The organism is Duganella kummerowiae, from assembly GCF_053572355.1.
Map to the genome: position 1 here is coordinate 271,032 of NZ_JBKFEH010000007.1, position 19,547 is coordinate 290,578.

18 protein-coding genes and 1 pseudogene are annotated in these 19,547 nt (G+C 68.9%); 8 read left to right on the plus strand and 11 right to left on the minus strand.

The annotated features are described in order from the left end of the window. Positions 1-78 precede the first annotated feature (78 nt). The gene (locus tag ACLB1G_RS06785; RefSeq protein WP_491626436.1) at positions 79-339 is read left to right on the plus strand and encodes a hypothetical protein; all 261 of its coding nucleotides are present in this window, start codon (positions 79-81) and stop codon (positions 337-339) included. A 34-nt stretch (positions 340-373) separates the two neighbouring features. Here ACLB1G_RS06785 and ACLB1G_RS06790 read toward each other — a convergent pair whose 3' ends face one another. After that, positions 374-817, minus strand: coding sequence for a response regulator (locus ACLB1G_RS06790; protein ID WP_491626437.1), 444 nt, complete (start codon positions 815-817; stop codon positions 374-376). A gap of 140 nt (positions 818-957) precedes the next feature. On the opposite strand from ACLB1G_RS06790, the gene ACLB1G_RS06795 reads away from it, so the two are divergent. From ACLB1G_RS06795 to ACLB1G_RS06805, 3 genes are read left to right on the plus strand one after another with little or no spacing between them, the layout of a single operon-like run. After that, entirely contained in the window at positions 958-1,641 is a 684-nt protein-coding gene (locus ACLB1G_RS06795) for a response regulator transcription factor (protein WP_491626438.1), read from the plus strand. A gap of 1 nt (position 1,642) precedes the next feature. Next, a complete protein-coding gene (locus tag ACLB1G_RS06800) occupies positions 1,643-3,046 on the plus strand; it encodes a sensor histidine kinase (RefSeq protein WP_491626439.1) in 1,404 nt (467 codons plus the stop codon). Between the two features lie 21 nt (positions 3,047-3,067). Beyond that, a complete protein-coding gene (locus tag ACLB1G_RS06805) occupies positions 3,068-3,784 on the plus strand; it encodes an MgtC/SapB family protein (protein ID WP_491626440.1) in 717 nt (238 codons plus the stop codon). A gap of 84 nt (positions 3,785-3,868) precedes the next feature. Here ACLB1G_RS06805 and hmgA read toward each other — a convergent pair whose 3' ends face one another. Then, positions 3,869-5,173, minus strand: a complete 1,305-nt coding sequence (gene hmgA, locus ACLB1G_RS06810; RefSeq protein ID WP_491626441.1) for a homogentisate 1,2-dioxygenase — start codon at positions 5,171-5,173, stop codon at positions 3,869-3,871. 94 nt (positions 5,174-5,267) lie between these two features. Here hmgA and ACLB1G_RS06815 point away from each other — a divergent pair, with 94 nt between their 5' ends. Both ACLB1G_RS06815 and ACLB1G_RS06820 read left to right on the plus strand, forming a co-directional pair. Further along, complete coding sequence (locus ACLB1G_RS06815) at positions 5,268-6,170, plus strand: LysR family transcriptional regulator (protein ID WP_491626442.1); 903 nt, start codon at positions 5,268-5,270, stop codon at positions 6,168-6,170. Between the two features lie 101 nt (positions 6,171-6,271). Then, a complete protein-coding gene (locus ACLB1G_RS06820; protein WP_491626443.1) occupies positions 6,272-7,051 on the plus strand; it encodes a helix-turn-helix domain-containing protein in 780 nt (259 codons plus the stop codon). A gap of 21 nt (positions 7,052-7,072) precedes the next feature. Here ACLB1G_RS06820 and ACLB1G_RS06825 read toward each other — a convergent pair whose 3' ends face one another. The 7 genes and pseudogenes from ACLB1G_RS06825 to ACLB1G_RS06855 form a co-directional block, all read right to left on the minus strand. Beyond that, complete coding sequence (locus ACLB1G_RS06825) at positions 7,073-9,028, minus strand: hypothetical protein (protein WP_491626444.1); 1,956 nt, start codon at positions 9,026-9,028, stop codon at positions 7,073-7,075. A 193-nt stretch (positions 9,029-9,221) separates the two neighbouring features. Next, a complete protein-coding gene (gene ampC, locus ACLB1G_RS06830; RefSeq protein ID WP_491626445.1) occupies positions 9,222-10,376 on the minus strand; it encodes a class C beta-lactamase in 1,155 nt (384 codons plus the stop codon). 40 nt (positions 10,377-10,416) lie between these two features. After that, on the minus strand, positions 10,417-11,229 hold the full coding sequence (blaOXA, locus tag ACLB1G_RS06835; RefSeq protein ID WP_491626632.1) for a class D beta-lactamase: 813 nt from the start codon (positions 11,227-11,229) through the stop codon (positions 10,417-10,419). 87 nt (positions 11,230-11,316) lie between these two features. Beyond that, positions 11,317-12,189, minus strand: a pseudogene (locus tag ACLB1G_RS06840) (M56 family metallopeptidase); the annotation flags it as partial. Beyond that, on the minus strand, positions 12,186-12,569 hold the full coding sequence (locus ACLB1G_RS06845) for a BlaI/MecI/CopY family transcriptional regulator (RefSeq protein WP_491626446.1): 384 nt from the start codon (positions 12,567-12,569) through the stop codon (positions 12,186-12,188). The pseudogene ACLB1G_RS06840 and the gene ACLB1G_RS06845, both read right to left, overlap by 4 nt. Before the next feature lie 85 nt (positions 12,570-12,654). After that, entirely contained in the window at positions 12,655-13,905 is a 1,251-nt protein-coding gene (gene pelA / locus ACLB1G_RS06850; RefSeq protein ID WP_491626447.1) for a pectate lyase, read from the minus strand. After that, positions 13,902-14,288, minus strand: a complete 387-nt coding sequence (locus ACLB1G_RS06855; RefSeq protein WP_491626448.1) for a VOC family protein — start codon at positions 14,286-14,288, stop codon at positions 13,902-13,904. Before ACLB1G_RS06855 ends, pelA begins: the two co-directional genes overlap by 4 nt. Before the next feature lie 190 nt (positions 14,289-14,478). On the opposite strand from ACLB1G_RS06855, the gene ACLB1G_RS06860 reads away from it, so the two are divergent. Further along, the gene (locus ACLB1G_RS06860; protein ID WP_491626449.1) at positions 14,479-16,239 is read left to right on the plus strand and encodes an ABC transporter ATP-binding protein; all 1,761 of its coding nucleotides are present in this window, start codon (positions 14,479-14,481) and stop codon (positions 16,237-16,239) included. 5 nt (positions 16,240-16,244) lie between these two features. On the opposite strand, the gene ACLB1G_RS06865 is transcribed toward ACLB1G_RS06860, so the two are convergent. Beyond that, complete coding sequence (locus ACLB1G_RS06865; protein ID WP_491626633.1) at positions 16,245-16,571, minus strand: NIPSNAP family protein; 327 nt, start codon at positions 16,569-16,571, stop codon at positions 16,245-16,247. Between the two features lie 199 nt (positions 16,572-16,770). Between ACLB1G_RS06865 and ACLB1G_RS06870 the strand changes: the two genes are divergently transcribed. Then, the gene (locus ACLB1G_RS06870) at positions 16,771-18,612 is read left to right on the plus strand and encodes an AI-2E family transporter (RefSeq protein WP_491626450.1); all 1,842 of its coding nucleotides are present in this window, start codon (positions 16,771-16,773) and stop codon (positions 18,610-18,612) included. A gap of 2 nt (positions 18,613-18,614) precedes the next feature. On the opposite strand, the gene ACLB1G_RS06875 is transcribed toward ACLB1G_RS06870, so the two are convergent. Beyond that, positions 18,615-19,328: a Fic family protein gene (locus ACLB1G_RS06875; protein ID WP_491626451.1), complete on the minus strand. Its 714-nt coding sequence runs from the start codon at positions 19,326-19,328 to the stop codon at positions 18,615-18,617. Positions 19,329-19,547: the final 219 nt, after the last annotated feature.

A 19,547-nucleotide genomic window follows, 5' to 3' on the forward strand; every position in this document is an offset into this window, starting at 1 on the left:
AAGTAGCCTTATAACGCTGAATCGCTATACTGGTACTGCAGTGCAACATCATGTACTGGTTAAAAAGGAGTTCAGATCATGTCCGCATCCACGTTTGCCGCCACCAGCGCTTCCAGCAGCATCAGCTTCAGCCCCTTGTTCGACTTCGCCGCGGCCGCCCTGCGCGCCCTGTTCGCCAGCAATGGCCAGGCCCAGTCTACCGAGAGCGAACAGGAAGTGGCCGGCTGGGAGCAGGACTACCTCGATGGCGCCGGCGACCTGTATGACCTGGAAGACCGCCAGCGCGCACTGGACAACGGCAGCGCCCGTCCGGGCTGGTCGATTGGCCTGGGCTGCTGATACGCCCACGACCCAGGGCGCCACGGCGCGCGCGCTAGGCCGCGCGGCGCCGCGCCAGCCGTAGCGGCTGGCGGGTGCCGGCCGGCTTGCTGCGCAAGGTAGGGGGCGGAGGCTGGTTCAGGCAGGCGTCTATCGCCAGGCGCAAGGCCTGGTCGTCCCCGGTTGGAGGCAGCCAGCCATCGAACAGGCGGCCCGTGGCGCCGCAGCCGGGTCCGCCACTGCAATCCAGGGCCAGCAGCGGCACATCGCACAAGTCCGGGATCGCGCGCAGGGTCTGCGCGGTCCGCCATCCTTCTCCATTCCCCCATCCCGTCTCGATCACCACCGCATGCGGCGCCGATGTCATGGCGGCCAGCACGGCGGCTGCGCCGTCGCACGCTGTTTCCGTCAGGTAGCCACAAACGGCCAGGCGCTGCAGGACGTCCAGCGCCTGGGCGGAGCGGCCGATGAACAGGATCAGGGGTGCGGGGGCCATCATGGTCATGAATATCTGGCATTAGTGCCGGTGTTAAGCCGTTCGGAATCGTGCAGCCTGCCCATGGTACAAAATCCGGCCGGCTTGCTGCCTGAATTCTTCTTCAGGAAGGCGGCGCGCCGGCGCTGCTATACTGCGCCACCATGCATATCCTGTTGGTGGAAGACGATCATAAGGCGGCGCGCCTGCTGGCCCGCGGCCTGGAAGAAGAGGGCTACCGGGTGTCGATCGCCCATACGGCGCAGGAAGCCGGCGCCTTCGACCTGTCCAGCGTGGACCTGGCGATCCTGGACTGGATGCTGCCGGGCCGCGATGGCGTCGCCCTGTGCGGCGACTGGCGCCGGGCCGGCTGGCGCATGCCGGTCATCATGCTGACGGCGCGCGATGCCGTGGCCGACCGCATCGCCGGCCTGGACACGGGCGCCGACGATTACCTGACCAAGCCCTTCTTTTTCGGCGAGCTGCTGGCCAGGGTGCGGGCCCTGCTGCGGCGCGCGCGCCAGGCGGCGCCGGTCGTCCTGCGCGCCGGCGACCTGCTGCTGGAGCAGGATGCGCGCGCAGTCAGCCGGGACGGCGTCGGCCTCGACCTGACCCGCAAGGAATACGCCATCCTGGAATTGTTCATGCAGCGCCAGGGCCAGATCGTCAGCCGGCTGCAGCTGGCCGAGCATGTCTGGCACGCCGACCTGATCGCCATCGACAACCTGATCGACGTCCACATGAAGAACCTGCGCCGCAAGCTGGACGCCGCCGGCAGCGCGGCCCAGATCGACACCGTGCGCGGGCAGGGCTTCCGCCTCGCCGTGCCCGGAGAGCCGCGTGCTTAGAATGCGGGTTCTTAGCCTGCGGCGCCGGCTGGTGCTGCCGCACCTGCTGGCCATCCTGGTGGCGGTGGGCGGCACGGCGGCCGGCGGCTGGTGGCTGCTGTCGCAATCGCTGCTGCGCCAGCTCGATGGCGCCCTGCTGGCCCTGGCGGAAACCGAGGTGGCCGCGCTGGCCGAGGGCGCCGGCCCGGTGCATGTGCATGAGGCGCCGGCCGGCAGCATCCCCTCCCTGGTGCGGCTGGACCGGCTGGTGCAGATCATCGATGGCAACGGCCATGTGCTGGCGCGCAGCGCCAACCTGGGACCGGAGCGGCTGCCGGTGCCGGCCGCGCTGCTGGCCCGGCTGGCGGCCGGCGAGACCGTGTTCGAGACCTTGCCGGACACCAGCGAGGAGCCGCTGCGGCGCGTGTCCCTGCCGGCGCAGGTGGATGGCCAGGCCTATGCGGTGCAGGTGGCCGGTTCGATGGATGACATGAACCGGGTGCGCAAATCGGCCGCCATCCTGTTCGCCTGCATGGCGGCGGTCCTGCTGGCGGCGACCGGCTGGGCCGGCGCGCGCCTGTCGCGCAAGGTGTTCGTGGCGCTCGAGCATATCGTCGACCAGGCCGCCCAGATCGAGGACGGCAAGCTGGACCGGCGCCTGCCGCACCCGGGCGGCGACGACGAGGTCGGCCACCTGGTCGATACCCTGAACGCCATGCTGGGGCGCATCGAGCGCGCCTTCGACATCCAGCAGCGCTTCACGGCCGACGCCTCGCATGAGCTGCGCTCGCCGCTGTCGCGGCTGCGCGCCGAGATCGAGATCAGCCTGCGCCGCCCGCGCGAGCAAGCCTACTACGTGGGCACCCTGCGTTCCTGCCTGGACGAGGTGGAGCGCCTGACCACGCTGGTGGAAGAATTGCTGCTGCTGGCCCGGCTCGACGGCGGCCAGCAGGGCGCACCGGCCGGCCGCATCGAGCTGGTGCGGCTGGCTTGCGACGCCGTGAGCCGCATGCGGCCGGCGGCGCGCGAGCGTGGCGTCGAGCTGGTGCTGGACAATGCCGCCAGCGAGGCCGTGCTGGTGGAGCTGGCGCCGCTGGCGCTGGCGCTGCGCAACGTGCTGGACAACGCCATCAAGTTCTCGCCGGCCGGCGCACAGGTGCTGGTGCGGACCGCAACCGAGAGGGCGGAGGCCGTGGTCGAGATCACCGACCAGGGCGCCGGCGTGGCGGCGTCCGAACTGCCCTTCCTGTTCGACCGCTTTTTCCGGGGCGAGCGGGCACGCGCCGGGCAGGTCGATGGATACGGCCTCGGGCTGGCGCTGTCGAAGGCGGTGCTGCAGGCCCATGGCGGCGCCATAGAGGCGGTCAACCTGGCGCAGGGCGGGGCGCGCTTCAGCCTGCGGCTGCCGTACCGGCGCGAGGAATGAGCGGGCCATATAGGAGATCACATGCAGGCGTTGTTGAACATCAATTTGAATTCGTTGGCCGATACCCTGGTCAGCCTGCTGTCCGCCTTCATCCTGGGCGGGGCGATCGGGCTGGAGCGGCAATACCGGCAGCGGACGGCAGGCTTGCGCACCAACGTGCTGGTGGCGGTGGGCGCCGCCATGTTCGTGGACATGGCCAACCGCCTGCAGGGACACGAGGGGGCGGTGCACGTGATCGCCTACGTGGTGTCCGGCATTGGTTTCCTGGGCGCCGGCGCCATCATGCGCGAGGAAGGCAATGTGCGCGGACTGAACACGGCCGCGACCTTGTGGGGTTCCGCCTGCGTGGGTGCGGCGGCCGGCGCCGACCTGATACTGGAGGCGCTGCTGGCCACGCTGTTCGTGCTGTCGGCCAATACCCTGCTGCGGCCCATCGTCAACAGCATCAACCGCAAGCCCATCGATGTGGTGTCGGTGGAAGCCACCAATACCGTGTATGTGATTGCCGAGCGCGCGCAGCAGAAAAAAGTGATGGCCGAGCTGGAGCAGCTGCTGGAACGCGGCAATTATCCGGCCCGTGACCTCAACCTGCACGCCTTCGGCCAGGACGAGGTGGAAATCGAGGCCACCCTGGCCAGCACCTCGGTGGACGGCGGCGAACTGGATGCCCTGGTGGCCCAGTTGCAGGCGCTGTCCTTCGTGCGCCAGGCCTTCTGGAGTCCGAGTACCAGCGACTGACGGCGGCCGGGAACCGGGGGCGGTCCCGCTCCAATCCCAACAACGGGGCGCGCCCCTCCTGCGCGCCCCGGCCGGCTAGCGGATTCAGGCCGGCTTGCCCGTGAAGTGCTTGGTGAACCCCTGCCAGCACTGGTAGTAGTCCGGCTGCAGCTGGGGCGTGGCCAGCGCCCAGGCGGTGGGGCGTAACACGTCGCGCGTTTCGAACATGAAGGCCATGGTGTGGTCCACCTTGTGCGGCTGGCGGGTGTCGCTGGCGCTGGCTTTTTCAAACGTGGCCAGGTCCGGGCCGTGGCCCGCCATGCAGTTGTGCAGGCTGGCGCCGCCGGGGCGGAAGCCTTCCGACTTGGCGTCGTACTGGCCTACGATCAGCCCCATGAATTCGCTGGCGACATTGCGGTGGAACCAGGGCGGACGGAAGGTGTTTTCGGCCGCCAGCCAGCGCGGCGGGAAGATCACGAAGTCCAGTGTATCGACGCCGGGTGTGTCGGATGGCGCCTGCAGCACCAGGAAGATGGAGGGATCGGGATGGTCGTAGCTGATCGAACCGATGGTGTTGAAGTGGCGCAGGTCGTACTTGTAGGGCGCGTAGTTGCCATGCCAGGCCACCACGTCCAGCGGCGAATGGCCGATGCGGGCGCTCCACAGGTTGCCGCCGAACTTGGCCAGCAGTTCGAAATCGCCCTCGATGTCTTCAAAGGCCGCCTGCGGGGTGAGAAAGTCGCGCGGGTTGGCCAGGCCATTGGAGCCTATCGGGCCCAGGTCAGGCAGGCGCAGCAGGGCGCCGTAGTTCTCGCAGACATAGCCGCGCGCCACGCCGTCCGGCAGCGTCACCTGGAAGCGCACCCCGCGCGGCAGCACGGCGATTTCCTGCGGCTCGACCACCATCACCCCCAGCTCGGTGGCGATGCGCAGCCGGCCCTGCTGCGGCACCACCAGCAGCTCGCCGTCCGCATTGTAGAAATAGCGGCCCGCCATATCGCGGTTGGCCGCGTACTGGTGGATGGCGTTGCCGCTCTGCGCGGCGGGTGAGCCGTTGCCGGCCATGGTGACCCAGCCGTCGATGAAGTCGGTGGGCAGCTCGGCCGGCGGCAGCGGCAGCGGGTCCCAGCGCAGCTGGTTGGGCGGCGCCGCCACCGCGTCGAAACTGCTGACGATGCGGCCATGGTCCACCTGGCGGAACGGCTGGTGCATGGCGGCCGGACGGATGCGGTACAGCCAGCTGCGGCGGTTATGGGCGCGCGGCGCCGTGAAGGCGGTGCCGGACAGCTGCTCGGCATACAGGCCGTACGGCGCGCGCTGGGGCGAATTGCGGTGGGCGGGCAGGGCGCCGGGCAGGGCTTCGGTGGCGAATTCGTTGCCGAAACCGGACAAATATCCTTCGGTGGTCATGTGGTCTCCTCCTGGTTTGATGGGAAGAATGTAGTGCAATCCGGTTAAATTTGCGATATAAATGCAAAAATTCAGACTATTTATAGTGTAAATAATGGAGCTGCGCGACCTGGACTTGAACCTGCTGCTGGTGTTCCGCGAGATCTTCCGCGAACGCCAGATCTCGGCCGCGGCCAGGCGTTTGCGGCTGACGCAATCGGCGGTCAGCAACGCGCTGGCGCGGTTGCGCACCAGCACCGGCGACGACTTGTTCGTGCGTACTGCCGAGGGCATGCAGCCGACCCCGTACGCCGAGCGCATGGCGGAGCCGGTGGCCGCCGCCCTGGCCGGCCTGGAGCAGGCCTTCCGTCCGGCCGACGCATTCCAGGCGGACAGCAGCCGGCGCCGCTTCACCGTCGCCATGACGGACGTGGGCGAAATGTATTTCATGCCGCGCCTGGTGGAGCGCTGCGCGGCGCTGGCGCCGCAGGTGGAGCTCGCCACCGTGCGGCTGGGCGCCATCGACCTGCGCGCCGAGATGGAGGCCGGGCGCATCGACCTGGCGCTGGGCGCCTTCGAGGATGCCCCCGGCGCGCTGTACCAGCGCCGGCTGTTCCGCCAGTCCTGTGTGTGCATGTTCCGCGCCGGTCATCCGCTGGCGCAGGGTGAATTGACGCTGGAGCGCCTGGCCGCCGCCCGCCACCTGGTGGTGACGGCCATGGACAGCCCTTACCACGCCATCAACCGGGCGCTGGCGCAGGCCGGCGTGGACCTGGCGCGCTCGTTCAGCGTGCCGCATTTCGCCGCCGTGCCCTACATCCTGGCCAGCACCGAGCTGGTGGCGACCGTGCCGCACAAGCTGGCCGAGCGTGCCGCCGGACCGTTCCAGCTGGCCTATGCCGCCAGTCCGCTGGACCTGCCGCCGCTGCAGACCAATATGTTCTGGCACCGGCGCTACCACCAGGACGAGGCCGGCCGCTGGCTGCGCGGCCTGCTGGCCGACATGTTTGCGGAATAAGCGCAAGCACACGGTCAGATGTCCATTTTTGATTTGTATCAAACTTTTTATGCGGCTGGACCGGTACGCTGTCAAGCATGATGGACACGGGAGGACGGGCGATGGGCAAGCACATACCACTGCATACATTGCCGGTGCGCGGCGCACCGGTGCGCTGCGGCGGCTGCGCCCTGCGGGCGCTGTGCCTGGCGGCGGGCCTGGACGCCGGCGAACTGGCCAGGCTGGAGCACCTCATCCGGCGCCGCCGCGTGGTGCGCGACCAGCAGCTGTTCCGCATGGGGGAGCCAGGCCAGTCCCTGTATGTGGTACGGTTCGGCCACTTCAAGACCACCCAGGCCGATCGCCGTGGCGCCAGCCACGTCACCGGCTTCCAGATGGCCGGCGACGTGCTGGGCATGGACGCGGTAGGCAACGGCGTGCACGCCAGCGCCGCAATGGCGCTGGAAGATGCCGAGGTGTGCGAGATACCCTATGCCCGGCTGAATACCCTGCTGCCCGAGGCGCCACGGCTGCTGGAGCGCTTCCACCACTTGCTGGGACGCGAACTGCTGCGGGTGCAGGCTGCGATGATGTTCCTCGGAAATATGCGGGCCGACCAGCGCCTGGCCAGCTTCCTGCTGGACCTGGGCGGGCGCTATGCCCAGCGCGGCTTTTCGCCGCGCAGCTTCCAGTTGCGCATGTCACGCGAGGACATGGCCTCCTACCTGGGATTGACCATCGAATGCGTCAGCCGCCAGCTGGCCAGCCTGCGCCAGCATGGCTGGATCGCACTGGAGCGGCGCGCCGTGGAATTGTCCGACCGCGCCGCGCTGGTGGCGCTAACTGCCGGACTGCAGCCGGCCCTGCCGGAGCCCGATGCGGCGCCGGCGCACGCGGCCTGAGCCCGCGCGGCTCCGCCCCGCTCAGCCGCGCACCTTGAGCCAGCCTTGCGGCACCACGGTGCGGTCGATGCCGGCGGCGGCACGCCCCTGGCTCGGCGCGCCATTGTCGTAGTCGGGCAGCTCGGCGCCGGTGGCCGCGTCCACATGGCTGATGCGCACCCGCAGCCGGGCCGTTTCCCCGGCCTCGGCCTCCATCAGGAAACGGTAGCCGGGCCGGCCGTTGAGCCGTCCCGTCCCCTCCACCCGGGCCTGGCGGCCGCTGATGCTGGTGGCCACGGTCTCGCTGCGGAAGTGGAAGGGGCCGGACAACACCACGGCCGCGCCCGCCGCGCTGTCGCCGGACGGCGCCCACAGGGCAAAGCCCAGCGGCGCCATCTTGCGGCCGGGCGCCGGCGCCGTGGCGCCCGCCTCCAGCAGGCCCTTGCCGCTGGCTGCAGCCAGGCCGGGGTCATCGACCACGATGTCCCGCCGCACTTCGGTCTGGCGGCCGCCGGAGTCGGCGACCTGCACCCGCACGGTCTGGAAGCCCGCCGCGCACAGGCGGTGCCGCAGTTGTACCTGCCCGGCGCCGTGCCGTTCGCTGACCACCGGCGCGGCCGATGCGCAGCCGTCGCTCCAGCTGCTGCTGGCGCTGTGGGTCTGGTCGCGGTTCTGGTCGACGAAGTTGAGCGTCAGCGCCAGTTCCTGGCCCACCGCCAGGCTGTCGGGTAAGCCCAGCAGGGGGCCGAGCACGGGCGCATCGCTGCCGCGCCAGCCGGGCCGCAGCAGCACCAGCCCGGCGTTGGAGTGGGCCAGGATGGCGCCGCTGTCGTTGATGGCAGCCGCCGCTTCCAGCACCAGCCCCGCCGGCGGCCGGTACAGCAGTCCGTTCAGGTCGATGGGAGGCGACATCCCCGGCCAGGCGACCGCGCGTTGCGCGCCGCCACTGCCGGGGCGCACGACCAGCCCGGCCATGACGCCCAGGTTGTTGATGTCGAATACATCAGTACGCTCGGCGTTGCCGGCCGGCAGGGGCGCCAGGCCGCGCGCCAGCGTCCAGCGGTAGGCTGCGCTGCGTTCCCCGATGACGGTGTCGCCGACGATCTCGCCCCGGTTGTTGAGGTCGGCCACGAGGCGGATACCGCCGCCTTCCACGGCGATCGGCACCATGCCGGTGCGCCGGTTCCAGTAAAAGCCGATGGTGCGTCCGTCGCTGGTGCTGGCGGTGCCGGCCACCTCGTTGCGGTCGTTGATGCGCTCGCCGAAAGCCAGGCCGCCGTTCATGTCGCCCAGGTCGGTCTGGCCCCCGGCCCGGTCCCACAGCATGGCGTGGATGCCGCCGTCCGCCACGTCGGCGTAGCCGGCCGAGTCGCCGGACTGGTTGACGACCAAGGCTTCCGACAGCGAAAACGGCTGCGGCCCCAGGTCCGTGATGGCGCGGCTGGCGTCCCACAGCACGGCGCGGGCGGTGACGGGCGGGCTGCTGACCAGCCCGACGGCCTCGTTGCGGTTGTTGATGGCGTTGGCGCTGGACACGGTCATGCCGGGCAGGGCGCGTATGCCCTCCGCCACGGTCCAGGTATAGGCCAGGATGTTGCTGTGTTCCTCGGCATCCTCCGACTCGCCGACCACCACGCCACGGTCGTTCAAGCCGCTTACTACCGTGTAATCGCCGCCCAGCGTGCCGATTTCGTGGATGCGGTCGCCGTCGAAGTAGCCGTTGCGCAAGCCTTCGTAGCTGACGGAGCCGAACGCGGCCTGCCCGCGCTCGTTCAGCAGTGCCCAGCTGGCTTCGGGCCACAGGTTGATGACGCTGTAGACGCCGAAGCGCGGCAGGACGATGTTGGCGACGGGTGGCGCCGCTTCCGGACCAGGCTGGGCCGCGGCCACCGGATGCAGGGCGCACAGCGCCGCGCAGGCCAGCGCCAGGCGGGTAAGCGGCGCGCGGGTGAGCGCCGCGCGGCGGTGCGGCCGGGCTTGGATAAACAGGTGCGACATGATGTAGTCCCTCCAGCAGAGAGTGAGTACAAGCTGCTGCTTGCACTGGCGCCACTGTTGCCGGCAGGCTGAGGCGAGCGGCCGGCGGCGGGCGCCATCATCGAGTCTAGGCTGGCGCAACCGGGCTGCCCTGATCGGGCGCAAGCGTACATGGCGCGCGGCGCCAGCCGGACGTACCGGGCGGCAAGCGCCTTCAGCGCCCGGTGGCGCCCAGCTGTTTCAGGATGGCATAGGCGGCCTTGATCCGTTCCTCGTTTGGGTAGGCGCGGTTGGCCAGGATGACGACGCCGGTCTTGTGCGATGGGATGAACACGGCGTAGCCGCCAAAGCCGCCGGTCGAACCGGTCTTGTTGTACAGCGCGGTGCCGGACGGCGGCAGCGGCGGCGCCAGGCGCCGGGTCGGGTGGGGTTCCCACGCCATCGCGCTGCTGTTGCCCGCTAGCAGGCGCTGCAGGTCGTACGGCGTGCTGTAGCGCTCCCAGCCCAGGGCCTGGGTCATGGGGCCGGTGCGGAAATAGCCCTGGTGGGTGGCTTCCACCGCGCGCCTCACCGGCCCCTGCAGCAGGGAGGGGTCGATGTTAACCTGCAGCACGCGCACCATGTCGGCCGCCGTCGAGCGCACGCCGTAGGCTTCGCCGGCCAGGGCCCCGGGATGCATGCGCACCTGCCGGTTTTGCTTGTCGTAGCCCCAGGCGTAGTTGGGCATGGCGCTGTCCGGCACCTTGATGTAGGTGGAGGTCAGTCCCAGCGCGGGAAACAGCCGGGTTTCCATGGCGGTGGCGATGTCGGTCCCGAGCGCTGCCGCGGCGGCATGGCCGAACAGGCCTATGCTGGGATTGGAATAGCGGCGTATGGCGCCGGGCGCGGCGTCCGGCTTCCAGTCGCGGAAATAGGCCAGCATGGCCTGTTCGCTGTCCGCGTCGTCCACCTGGTCGGGGAATTGCAGCGGCAGGCCGCCCGCCGTGTAGGTGGCCAGGTGCAGCAGGGTGGCCTGGTCGATGGCGGCCCCTTGCAGCGCCGGCAGGTACTTGCCCGGGTGGTCGTCCAGCGACAGCTTGCCCTCGGCCCGGGCCAGCATGCCCAGGGTGGCGGTAAAGGTCTTGCTGATCGATCCCAGTTCGAACAGGGTGTGCTCGGTGACGGCAGCGCCGCCGCTGCGCGCCGTCACGCCGTAGTTGAAGAATTGCGCCTTGCCGTCCACGATCACGCCGACCGCCACGCCGGGCACGTCGTATTGCTTCATGATGGGAGCGATCACGCCGTCCACGGTGTCGCGCAGGGTGGACGGGGCCGCGGCGACGGACGTGGACAGTCCCGCGATGGCGCACATCGCAAATATCAGCTTCATGGTTTGCTCTTTCTTGGTGGGGGAATCTTGGTGGGGGAAATCAGGGGGCGGCGGCCAGCCGCGCCGGCAGGGTGCGCAGGAAGGCGTCGCGCACGCGCGGGCCGGCGGCCCTGGGCTCGTCCTTGCGGTCCTGCTGCAGCTGGGCGAACACGATGGTGCGGCCGTTCTTGCTGGCCCAGCCGACGAACCAGCCATAGGCGTGCTCGCGGTCTTCCGTGCCGTCGGCGTTGACCGGGTAGCCGGAGCCGGTCTTGCCGTACACTTGCCAGCCGTCCGCCTGCACGTCCAGGCGCAAGAGGGCTGCCGTCATGTCGTAGGCGTGGGTTGAGACGCCCAGCTCGCGGTTGACCAGGCGGCGCAGGAAGCCGGCCTGCTCGTCAGCGGAGATCTTGAGCGAGGAATCTATCCAGGCCATGCGCAGGCCGTTGTTGGCGCCCGGGTCGCCGGCCACGTCGCGGTTGCCGTAGCCGAAAGCCTGCACATAGCGCTGGAAGCGCTGCGGTCCCAGTCCTGCGGTGACCTGCTGGGCGTACCAGACCGAGGAGGTGCGTATCCAGCCGGCCGGGTCCAGCGCCTGGCGCCAGCTGGGCTGCCAGTCCACGTAGCCGGGCTTGAAGGGCAGCAGCGGCGCGTGCTGGTCCTGCAGGATGCCGCTGTCGTAGCCCATCAGGCTGACGGCGATGTTGAAGGTGGACACGGGCGTGATGCGCACGCCGCACGAGCCGCTGTGCTCCAGCGCTTTGCCGCTGGCGGCGTCGACCATGGTGGTGCAGGCCAGCGCGCTCCAGGCCTGCTGTTCCGGCGCGGCGTTCCAGGCCAGCGCCGGCTGCAGTGCGAAGTTGGCGGCCGCCACGGCGGCCAGCGCCGCCAGGGCGGCCCCTCGGGCCAGTCGCGCCTGGGCGGGGCTGCCAGGGTTGCCAGGGTCGCGTATGGCCGCCACCCGTCCGGACAGGGTGTGGGCGCCGGCGCCGCCGAAAGCCAGGGCCGGCGGCGCCGGCGGGCATTGCAGGCGCAGCTGCGCCACCAGGGCCGCCGCGTAAGCCTTGCGCTGCACCAGCGGCCGGCCGCGCAGCACGTCGCGGTCGCAGCCCAGCTCCTGGGCCCAGGCCAGGCTGCGGCGCAGCAGGTGCATGAAGGGGTTGAACCACAGCAGGGTTTGCAGGGCGGCGCCGGCCGCCATCCAGTGCAGGTCACGGCGCCGCAAATGCGCCAGCTCGTGCTCCAGTATCAGCTGGCGCTGCAGCGGCTCCATGCCGTGCAGGTGGGTGGGCAGCAGCAGGCGCGGCCAGAACAGGCCCAGCAGCATGGGCGAGATGGGGGCGTCGACTTCGATCACGGCCGCGCCGCCCGCCGGCGGCAGGCTGCGGCCGGTCGCGGCCAACTGCGCCAGCACATGGCGCGCGCGCAGCAGCCGCGCCACGCAGCAGGCCAGGCCGGCCAGGTACAGCAGGCCCCAGGCGCGGGCGGCCAGCGTGATCCAGCTGGCGCCGGCATCGGTGCCGCCCGGTTGCGCACGGTGTTCCGGATCGCGCACCGGGATGGCCGCCTCCCGGGCCGGCAGATAGGGCGTGACGGCTTGCGCCGCGTATTCGATGGGGGGCACCAGGCGCACCCGTTCGCTGTGCGGCAGCAGCACCAGCAGGAAGGTGGCCGCCACCGCCAGCTGGGCCAGCAGCCATGCCGAACGCTGCGCCGCCAGTGCGGGCAGGCAGCGCCGCAACAGGACCGCCAGAGCCCACACGCTGCCGCCGGCCGCCAGGCAGCACAGGCTGGCCAGCGCCAGGCGCAGCAGCAGGAAGTCCGGTGCTGTCACGGGGCGCCGTCCTTGTCGTCCGGCCAGTCGCTGAGCATCTGCTCCAGCCGCGCCAGTTCCTGGGCGTCCACCAGCCGGGAGCCGGTAAACATGTTGACCGGCAGCGGCGAGTCGATTTCCATCACGCGGCGGCCGAAGTCGTGGGCGAAGGCGGCCAGCGTGCCCACCTTTTCCAGCGCCGCCTGGTACACCTGCACGCCGTGGCGCGTGGCTTGCACCAGCATGCCTTTTTCCAGCATGCGCTCGACCGTCTTGCGGGTGGACGAAAACGACCACGCCAGTTCACCGGCGACGGCGTCATGGATTTCGCGCGCGCTCAGCGGATGCTGGCGCCACAGCGCCTTCAGCACGCACAGCTCGGTGGGGGAGGGGACAGCCATTGCATATACTCCGTTTGTGACAGTTGGGAGTATTTTGCGACAACTGTCACACGGCGTCAATCGAAAACGCGTGGGCGGCGCGCTGTCAGGGTGGGGCTGCGCCCTGCCTCGCCTTCCAAGTGGCGTAGGCCGACAGCGCACGCTGGCCGCCGGTGAGGTACCAGGCGTAGCCGTTGCGGCGCTCGGCCGAGATCTCCATCACATCGTCGTGCAGGGTCAGGTCGCGGTCGCCGAACACCGGCTTGCCGCTTTCCAGGCTGGTGTAGCGCGCCCACAGCAGCGGCGCGCCCGGCTGCTCCGCCAGGACGCTGCCCTGCGCCGAGTGGCGCCAGGCGCGGTCGCGGATGGCGGTGGCGCGCAGCCATTGCACGCCGGCCTCGATGGCGGCCGCCACCCCGGGCGCCGGCTGTTCCAGTTTCATCAGGTACAGCAGCAGGCCGGTGCTCTCGCCGCTGGACAGGGCGTCCGGCTCGAAGTTGCGGGCGCCCACCGGCTTGAGCGTGACGGGATCGTATTGCTGCGACCATGCCGTCAGGCGGCCGTCCAGGCGCACCTGGGTGGCCAGGATGCAGGCAATGGCGAGCTTGCCCGCCTCGGCGGCGCGAGCGCGCCGGTCGGCCGGGACGAAGGCGTAGTCGCCCAGGCCGGCGGCGACGTCCGCCAGCAGGTTGGCGATATCGGCCATGGCGTCGTCATTGTAGGTGATGGCGTCGTGGTAGCCGCCTTGCAGCGGGTAGACTTGCGGCCAGCCGCCGTTGGGATATTGCGCGGCCAGTACGTAGTCGAGGCCGCGCAGGAAGCTGGCGCGCCAGGCCTCGCCCTCGGCCCCGGGCGCCTGGGCGGCGACCCGCGCCAGGAAGCGCAGCTCGGTGGTGGTGGCGTCGTTGTCGAAAGTGCCTACCCAGTTCCACGGCACGTCGTCCGGCGCCGCGCGGGCGTGGGCCGCCACGTAGGGCTGGCCCGGGAGACGGGTGGCGCCGTCGCGCGCCATGTTCTTGCTCCAGCCGCCGGCCGGGGTCTGGAAGCTGGCGATCACGTCGGCGATATGGCGCGCCTCGGCCGTGGCGTACCAGGCGGTGGGGCGGTTCAGCGGCATGGTTTTGGCGCCGCCCGCCGATTCCATGACTGGCGGCGGCGCGGCGGTGGCGCGCTCGGCCTGGAACGACGCCTTGTCGGCCGCCATCAGCGCCCGCGAGCGCGCCAGGTAGGCCTGCCATTCGGGCTGTCCGGCGACGCGCGCCTCGGTCAGCGGCGTGGCGGGAACGGTGCGGCCGACCACGGCCGCATGCAGCGGCAGGCTGAAGGCGGCGGCAAGCAGCAGGGAGATCCTGATCATTGGCCCGCCGGCGGTTCCCACAATTCGACCTTGTTGCCCTCCGGGTCGATCACCCAGCCGAATTTGCCGTACTCGGAATCGTCGGCCTTGTCCAGCACATGGCAGCCCTCGTCGCGCAGGGCCTGCAGCAGGCCGTCCAGGTCGGCCACGCGGTAGTTCACCATGAAGGAAGCCGAGCCGGGTGCGAAATGGCCGCTGTCCGCCGCGCTGATGCACCAGGCGGTGGTGCCGCCTGCCGGCTGGCCTTCGCCATCCTTCCATTCGAAGGCGGCGCCACCCCAGGGCTGCACGTCGATACCGAGGTGGCGCCGGTACCACTCGCGCAGCGCCGCCGGGTCTTTCGCATAAAAGAAGATACCGCCTACACCTGTCACGCGCTTCATAAGGCCTCCGTAAGTAAGGGTGCCTCACTCTAGCACAGCCGGCCGGCGGCGCGCCGTAACAGGCCCGCAGGCTGGCCTGGACTGTAGCGAAAAGTTGTGCATGACAGTATGAAGCGCAGCGCCGCGACCGTACTGATTTCAGCTGGAACTACTTGCCTATAATGTAATCTCCTCATGGATGGAGCCTGCAATGAAAAGGCAGCTACGGATCGTGTTTGGCGCGGCCAGGGGGCAGGCGCTGGGATTGACTGCCCTGTCCCTCGTCAATGGCGCCCTGCCTGCCGCCATCGCGGTGTTGGGCGGCTACGTACTTGACGCGATAGCGCTGGCGGCGCGCGGCGACCGGCACGCGGCCGACAGCGTTCCGGCCTGGGTCGCCGCCGAGGCCGCGCTGGTGATCGCCGCCGCCTTGCTGGGCAAGCTGGCCAGCGTGGTCCAGGCCACGGCTGCTACCCGCGTGCGCAACAGCCTGGTCCTGCGGCTGATGGACAAGTATCTCACGCTCAGCTACGAACAGGTCGATACCCCGCAGATGCGCAGCGACTACATGCTGGCGCAGACGGATGGCGTGGGCCGCGGCGTTGCCATGTTCTTCAGCGGGCTGGCGCTGTTGCAGAACGTGGTCATGCTGGGCACCGCAATCGCCGTGATTACCAGGTCATCGGCGATGAATGGCCTGATACTGGCGGCGGCCGCGATACCCGGCTTCCTGCTGTCCGACCGGCATAACAAACGGATGTTCAACATGGTCGATGAACTGCATCGCTCCTCCGCCCAGCAGCATTACCTGCAGGATGCCCTGGTCCTGGGGAACAACGCCAAGGAAGTCAAGCTCTATAACCTGCCCAGGCTGCTGCTGCCCCAATACACCGTCGCGGCCGATGCGCTGGCGGCGCGCGAACTGCACATCGCCTGGAGCGGGTTCCTGAACGGCGGCGTCGTCGACAGCCTGGGCACCCTGTCCGTATATATCGTTTACGCGATTACCGCCGTGCAGGCGGCGCAGGGCAGCATCAGCATAGGCCAGCTGGCGGCGCTGCTGCTCATCACCCGCCAGACCCAGGGCACCCTCAGCACGCTGTTGTCCGGCGTCAGCCAGATGCGTGCCCACCTGATGCACTTCTCGAACTACCTGAAAATCATCGATTTGAGCAGCGCCAGCGTGTGGGGCAGCGCCAGGGAGGGGGCGGTTCCCGGCGACGGGCTGCGCTTCATCGATGTCCACTACACCTATCCGGGCAAGCAGTCGCCGGCCTTGCGCGGCGTGAACCTGCACCTGCCGGAGGGGAAGTCGCTGGCGGTGGTGGGCATGAACGGCGCCGGCAAATCGACCTTCATCAAGCTGGCGGCCGGGCTGCTGCAGCCCAGCGCCGGCAGCATCACGCTGGATGGCACCGACCTGCGGCAGTGGAACGAGGACGCGCTGCGCGCCCGCACCTCGGCGCTGTTCCAGGATTTCAGCAAATACCATTTCACGGCCGGGTTGAACATCGGCCTGGGCGATGTCGACGATGCCGGCAACCGGGAACGCTGGCAACGGGCCGCCTGGCGCGCCTTCGCCGACCGGGTGCTGGAGCAGCTGCCACGGCAGTACGACACCATGCTGGGCCGCACGTTCGATGGCGGGGTGGAGTTGTCGGGCGGCGAATGGCAGAAGATCGCCATGGCGCGCGCCTACATGCGCGAGGAGCCCGGCCTGCTGGTGCTCGATGAGCCCAGCGCCGCGCTGGACGTGCCGAGCGAGGACAGGATCTTCCGCGAATTCAGGCAGGGGCGGCGGCGCGGCATGGTGATCCTGGTATCGCACCGCTTGGCCGGCGCGCGCCACGCCGACCGCATCGCCGTGTTCCACCAGCAGGCCATCAGCGAATACGGCAACCACGAACAGCTGCTGGCCCTGGACGGCGCCTACGCACGGATGTACCGGATGCAGGCGAGCGGCTTTGCCTGAGGCGCTTACTTCAGCGCCGAGTAGGCGGTCGGGCTCAGGAAGGAATTCTCGATGCGTTCGACGATGGGCGAGACAGCCTCCGATTCAGCGCGCTTCTGCAGCCATTCCGGATCGCTGGCGAAGGCGTTCCACCTGGCCTCGCGCTCGGCCAGGCTGTCCCACTTGAGCAGATAGGTCAGGGTCTGGTTGCTGGGACCGGCCACGGTGGTGAAGAAGCCCACCTGCTCGATGCCGTGCTTGTCCCACAGCTTGAGGGTGACGTTCTGGAAGCGGTCGTTCAGGGCCGGCAGCCGGCCCGGCAGGCAATGGTAGACGCGTAATTCGATGATCATGGTGGTCCCGGGTGCGTGGATGATGGCGGCAGCATAGCCCCGATCGGCGGCGCCGTCCAGCCCTGGCGCGGGCCCGGCGGCCGCCCGGCCCATGGCGCCGCCTCCGGCTTCCACGGCGGTCCCAGGCATGCGCACGGAACAGGGCGCGAAGGTGGTTTATGATAGCGGCTGTCCAGCAGCGTCCAAGCCAAGGTTGTCCATGCCCGAATCCTCCATCCTGAAACGTCCGGCGAACGCCATCGTCACCGCCACCTGTTTGATCGCGCTGCTGCATTTCGGCCGCGAAGTACTGCAACCCATCACCCTGGCTTTCGTGCTCAGCCTGGCCATCGCGCCGCTGATCACGGCGCTGGCTTCCTGCGGCCTGTCCAGGGCCAAGTCCACATTTGCCGCGCTGGGCATCGTGGTGGCGGTACTGGCCGGCGCCGGCACGGTGCTGGCGGGCCAGCTGCTGTCGCTCACCGCCGAACTACCGCAATACCGCGACCAGATCCGGGCCAAGATGAAGCAGCTCGAGGTGCTGGCCGAACAGCCGCTGGCGCGCTTGCCGACCGAGCTGCTGACGCCGGGGCCGGTGCCGTTCGAGGACCGCGACGTCGCCACCATCGCCGGGCTCAAGCCCAATCCCGCGCAGCCGATACCGGTCGAGATCCACGAGCGCATGAGCACCCAGGATTCCGTCACGCGCGCCATCAGCGTCGTGTCCGGCCCGCTGGGCGAGGCCGGCCTGGTGCTGGTGCTGCTGATCTTTATCCTGCTCGATTACGAAAGCCTGCGCGACCGCGTGATACGCTTGACGGGCCAGCGTGACGTCAGCCGCACCATGAAAGGCCTGGAGGATGCGGCGCATGGGGTGTCGCGCTTCTTCTTTTCGCAATTCGTGGTCAACCTGGTGTTCGGCACCGTGATCTGCCTGGTGTTATGGCTGCTGGGCATACCGCATGCGGCGCTGTGGGGCGCCATGTGCGCGCTGCTGCGCTTCGTCCCGTATATTGGCGCGCTGATCGCGGGCGGCGGCATCGCCCTGTTCGCGGCCGCCGTCGATCCCGGCTGGACCCTGGCCATCGTGGCGCTGCTGCTGTTCGGCGCGCTGGAGGTGCTGGTGGCGAACGTGGTCGAGCCGCGCGTGTATGGCCAGAGTTCCGGCATGTCGCCGCTGGCCATCATCATCTCGGCGCTGTTCTGGAGCGCCCTATGGGGTCCGGTGGGGCTGCTGCTGGCCACGCCGCTGACGCTGTGCCTGGTGATCGCGGGCCGCTATGTGAAGGGGCTGGAGCCGGTCAGCATCCTGTTCGCCGAGACGCCCAACGCCAGCGGCGCGCAGCGCTTCTACCACCGCGCGCTGAGCGGCGACGCGGCCGCCATCCTGGAAGACGCGCGCGTGTTCCTGCGCAAGTCCAGCATGGCGCGCTACTGCGACCAGATCCTGCTGCCCGGGATGATCCTGGCGGGGAATGACCTGCGCGGCGGCACCATCGAAAAAGAGCAGGAGGAGCGGCTGCGTTCCACCATCGTCATGGTGGCCGATACCCTGGCGGCCGGCGGCAAGCCGCCGCGCTCGCGGCGCCGCAGCGTGTCGATACTCAACGAAGGCATAGGCGCCCACCTGCGCCACGCCCGCGAGGAAAGGCTGGGGCGCTGGCAGGGATCGCTGGATGTGCCCGAACATTCCGTCATCCTGTGCGCGTCGATGGAAAACATCCGCGACGAATTCCTCAACGAGCTGCTGGTGCTGGCCCTGCGCGAGGCTGGCCTTGACGCACGCAGCATCGTGCTCACCAAGCAGCAGCAGGAAGCGCAGCCGGAAGCCGAGCATCTGCTGTCGACGGTGTTCGTGATCGCGCCGATAGACTGCTCGGTGGAAGACTGGTGCGGCGCCGTCTCCGACCTGCGCGGGCAGCTGCACGATATCCCGGTGGTGACCATGCGTCCACAGGAGGAAATGCGCGCCACCCCGGCCGCCGTGGCCCAGCAGACCGACCTGGTGCTGCACACCTTTGAAGAAGCGCTGGCCTTTGTCTCGCCGGTGCGCCAGCGCTGAGCCTAGCGCGACAGGATATCGATATAAGCCCTGTAGCCGAAGCTGCGGTTCTTGCGCAGGCCGGTCATTTCCTGAATGATGCCCAGGTCCGCCAGCGCCTTGACGGCGGCATTAGCGGTTGGGTAGCTGGTTGCCAGCCGCTGTTTCACCTGTTCGACCGTCAAGCGCGGCATGGTCGGCAGCGATTCGAACAGGCGGTAGGCTGCTGCGCCCGCCCTCGGCGCCTCCAGCAATCGGCGGCGGTCGCTGGTAATTAGCGTCGCCAGGTCTATGATGGTGTGTTCTGCCTGGACGGCGGTATCGGTCACGCCCTCAAGGAAAAATGCTATCCAGGCTTCCCAGTCGCCATCCGTGCGTATACCGGACAGCAGGCGGTAGTACTCCTGTTGATGCTGTTTCAGGTAGGCGCTGATGTACAGCAGCGGCGCCTTCATGAGCCGCCAGTGTTCCAGAAGGGCTGAAATCAACAGCCGGCCTATCCTGCCATTCCCGTCGAGGAAGGGGTGTATGGTTTCGAATTGTGCGTGGACCAAGGCGATGCGCACCAGCGGCGGCAGCGCTGCATCTTCGCTATGGATGTAGCGTTCCAGATCGCTCAGCAGAGTTGTGACGTTCTGCGGCGGCGGAGGCGCGAACACGGCATCCCCCGGACGTTTTCCGCCTATCCAGTTCTGCGAACGGCGTAGTTCACCGGGCTGCTTGCCGGCGCCGCGCACACCGTCCAGCAGCAGCTTACCAGTTCTGCCTGGCGATTGGCCGTTGTATAAGACTCCATCGCCAGCGACGGCGCACGCGGCGGCAGACCATGCGGGATGAAAGCACGGACGGTTACGCCTACAGTGGTCATGGTGACGCTGGTGCCAGCGGAGCGGTACATTTTAAAGAAGTCTTTAATATGGACAGTCCATATTAAAGCATTCTTTAATTTTCGTTGT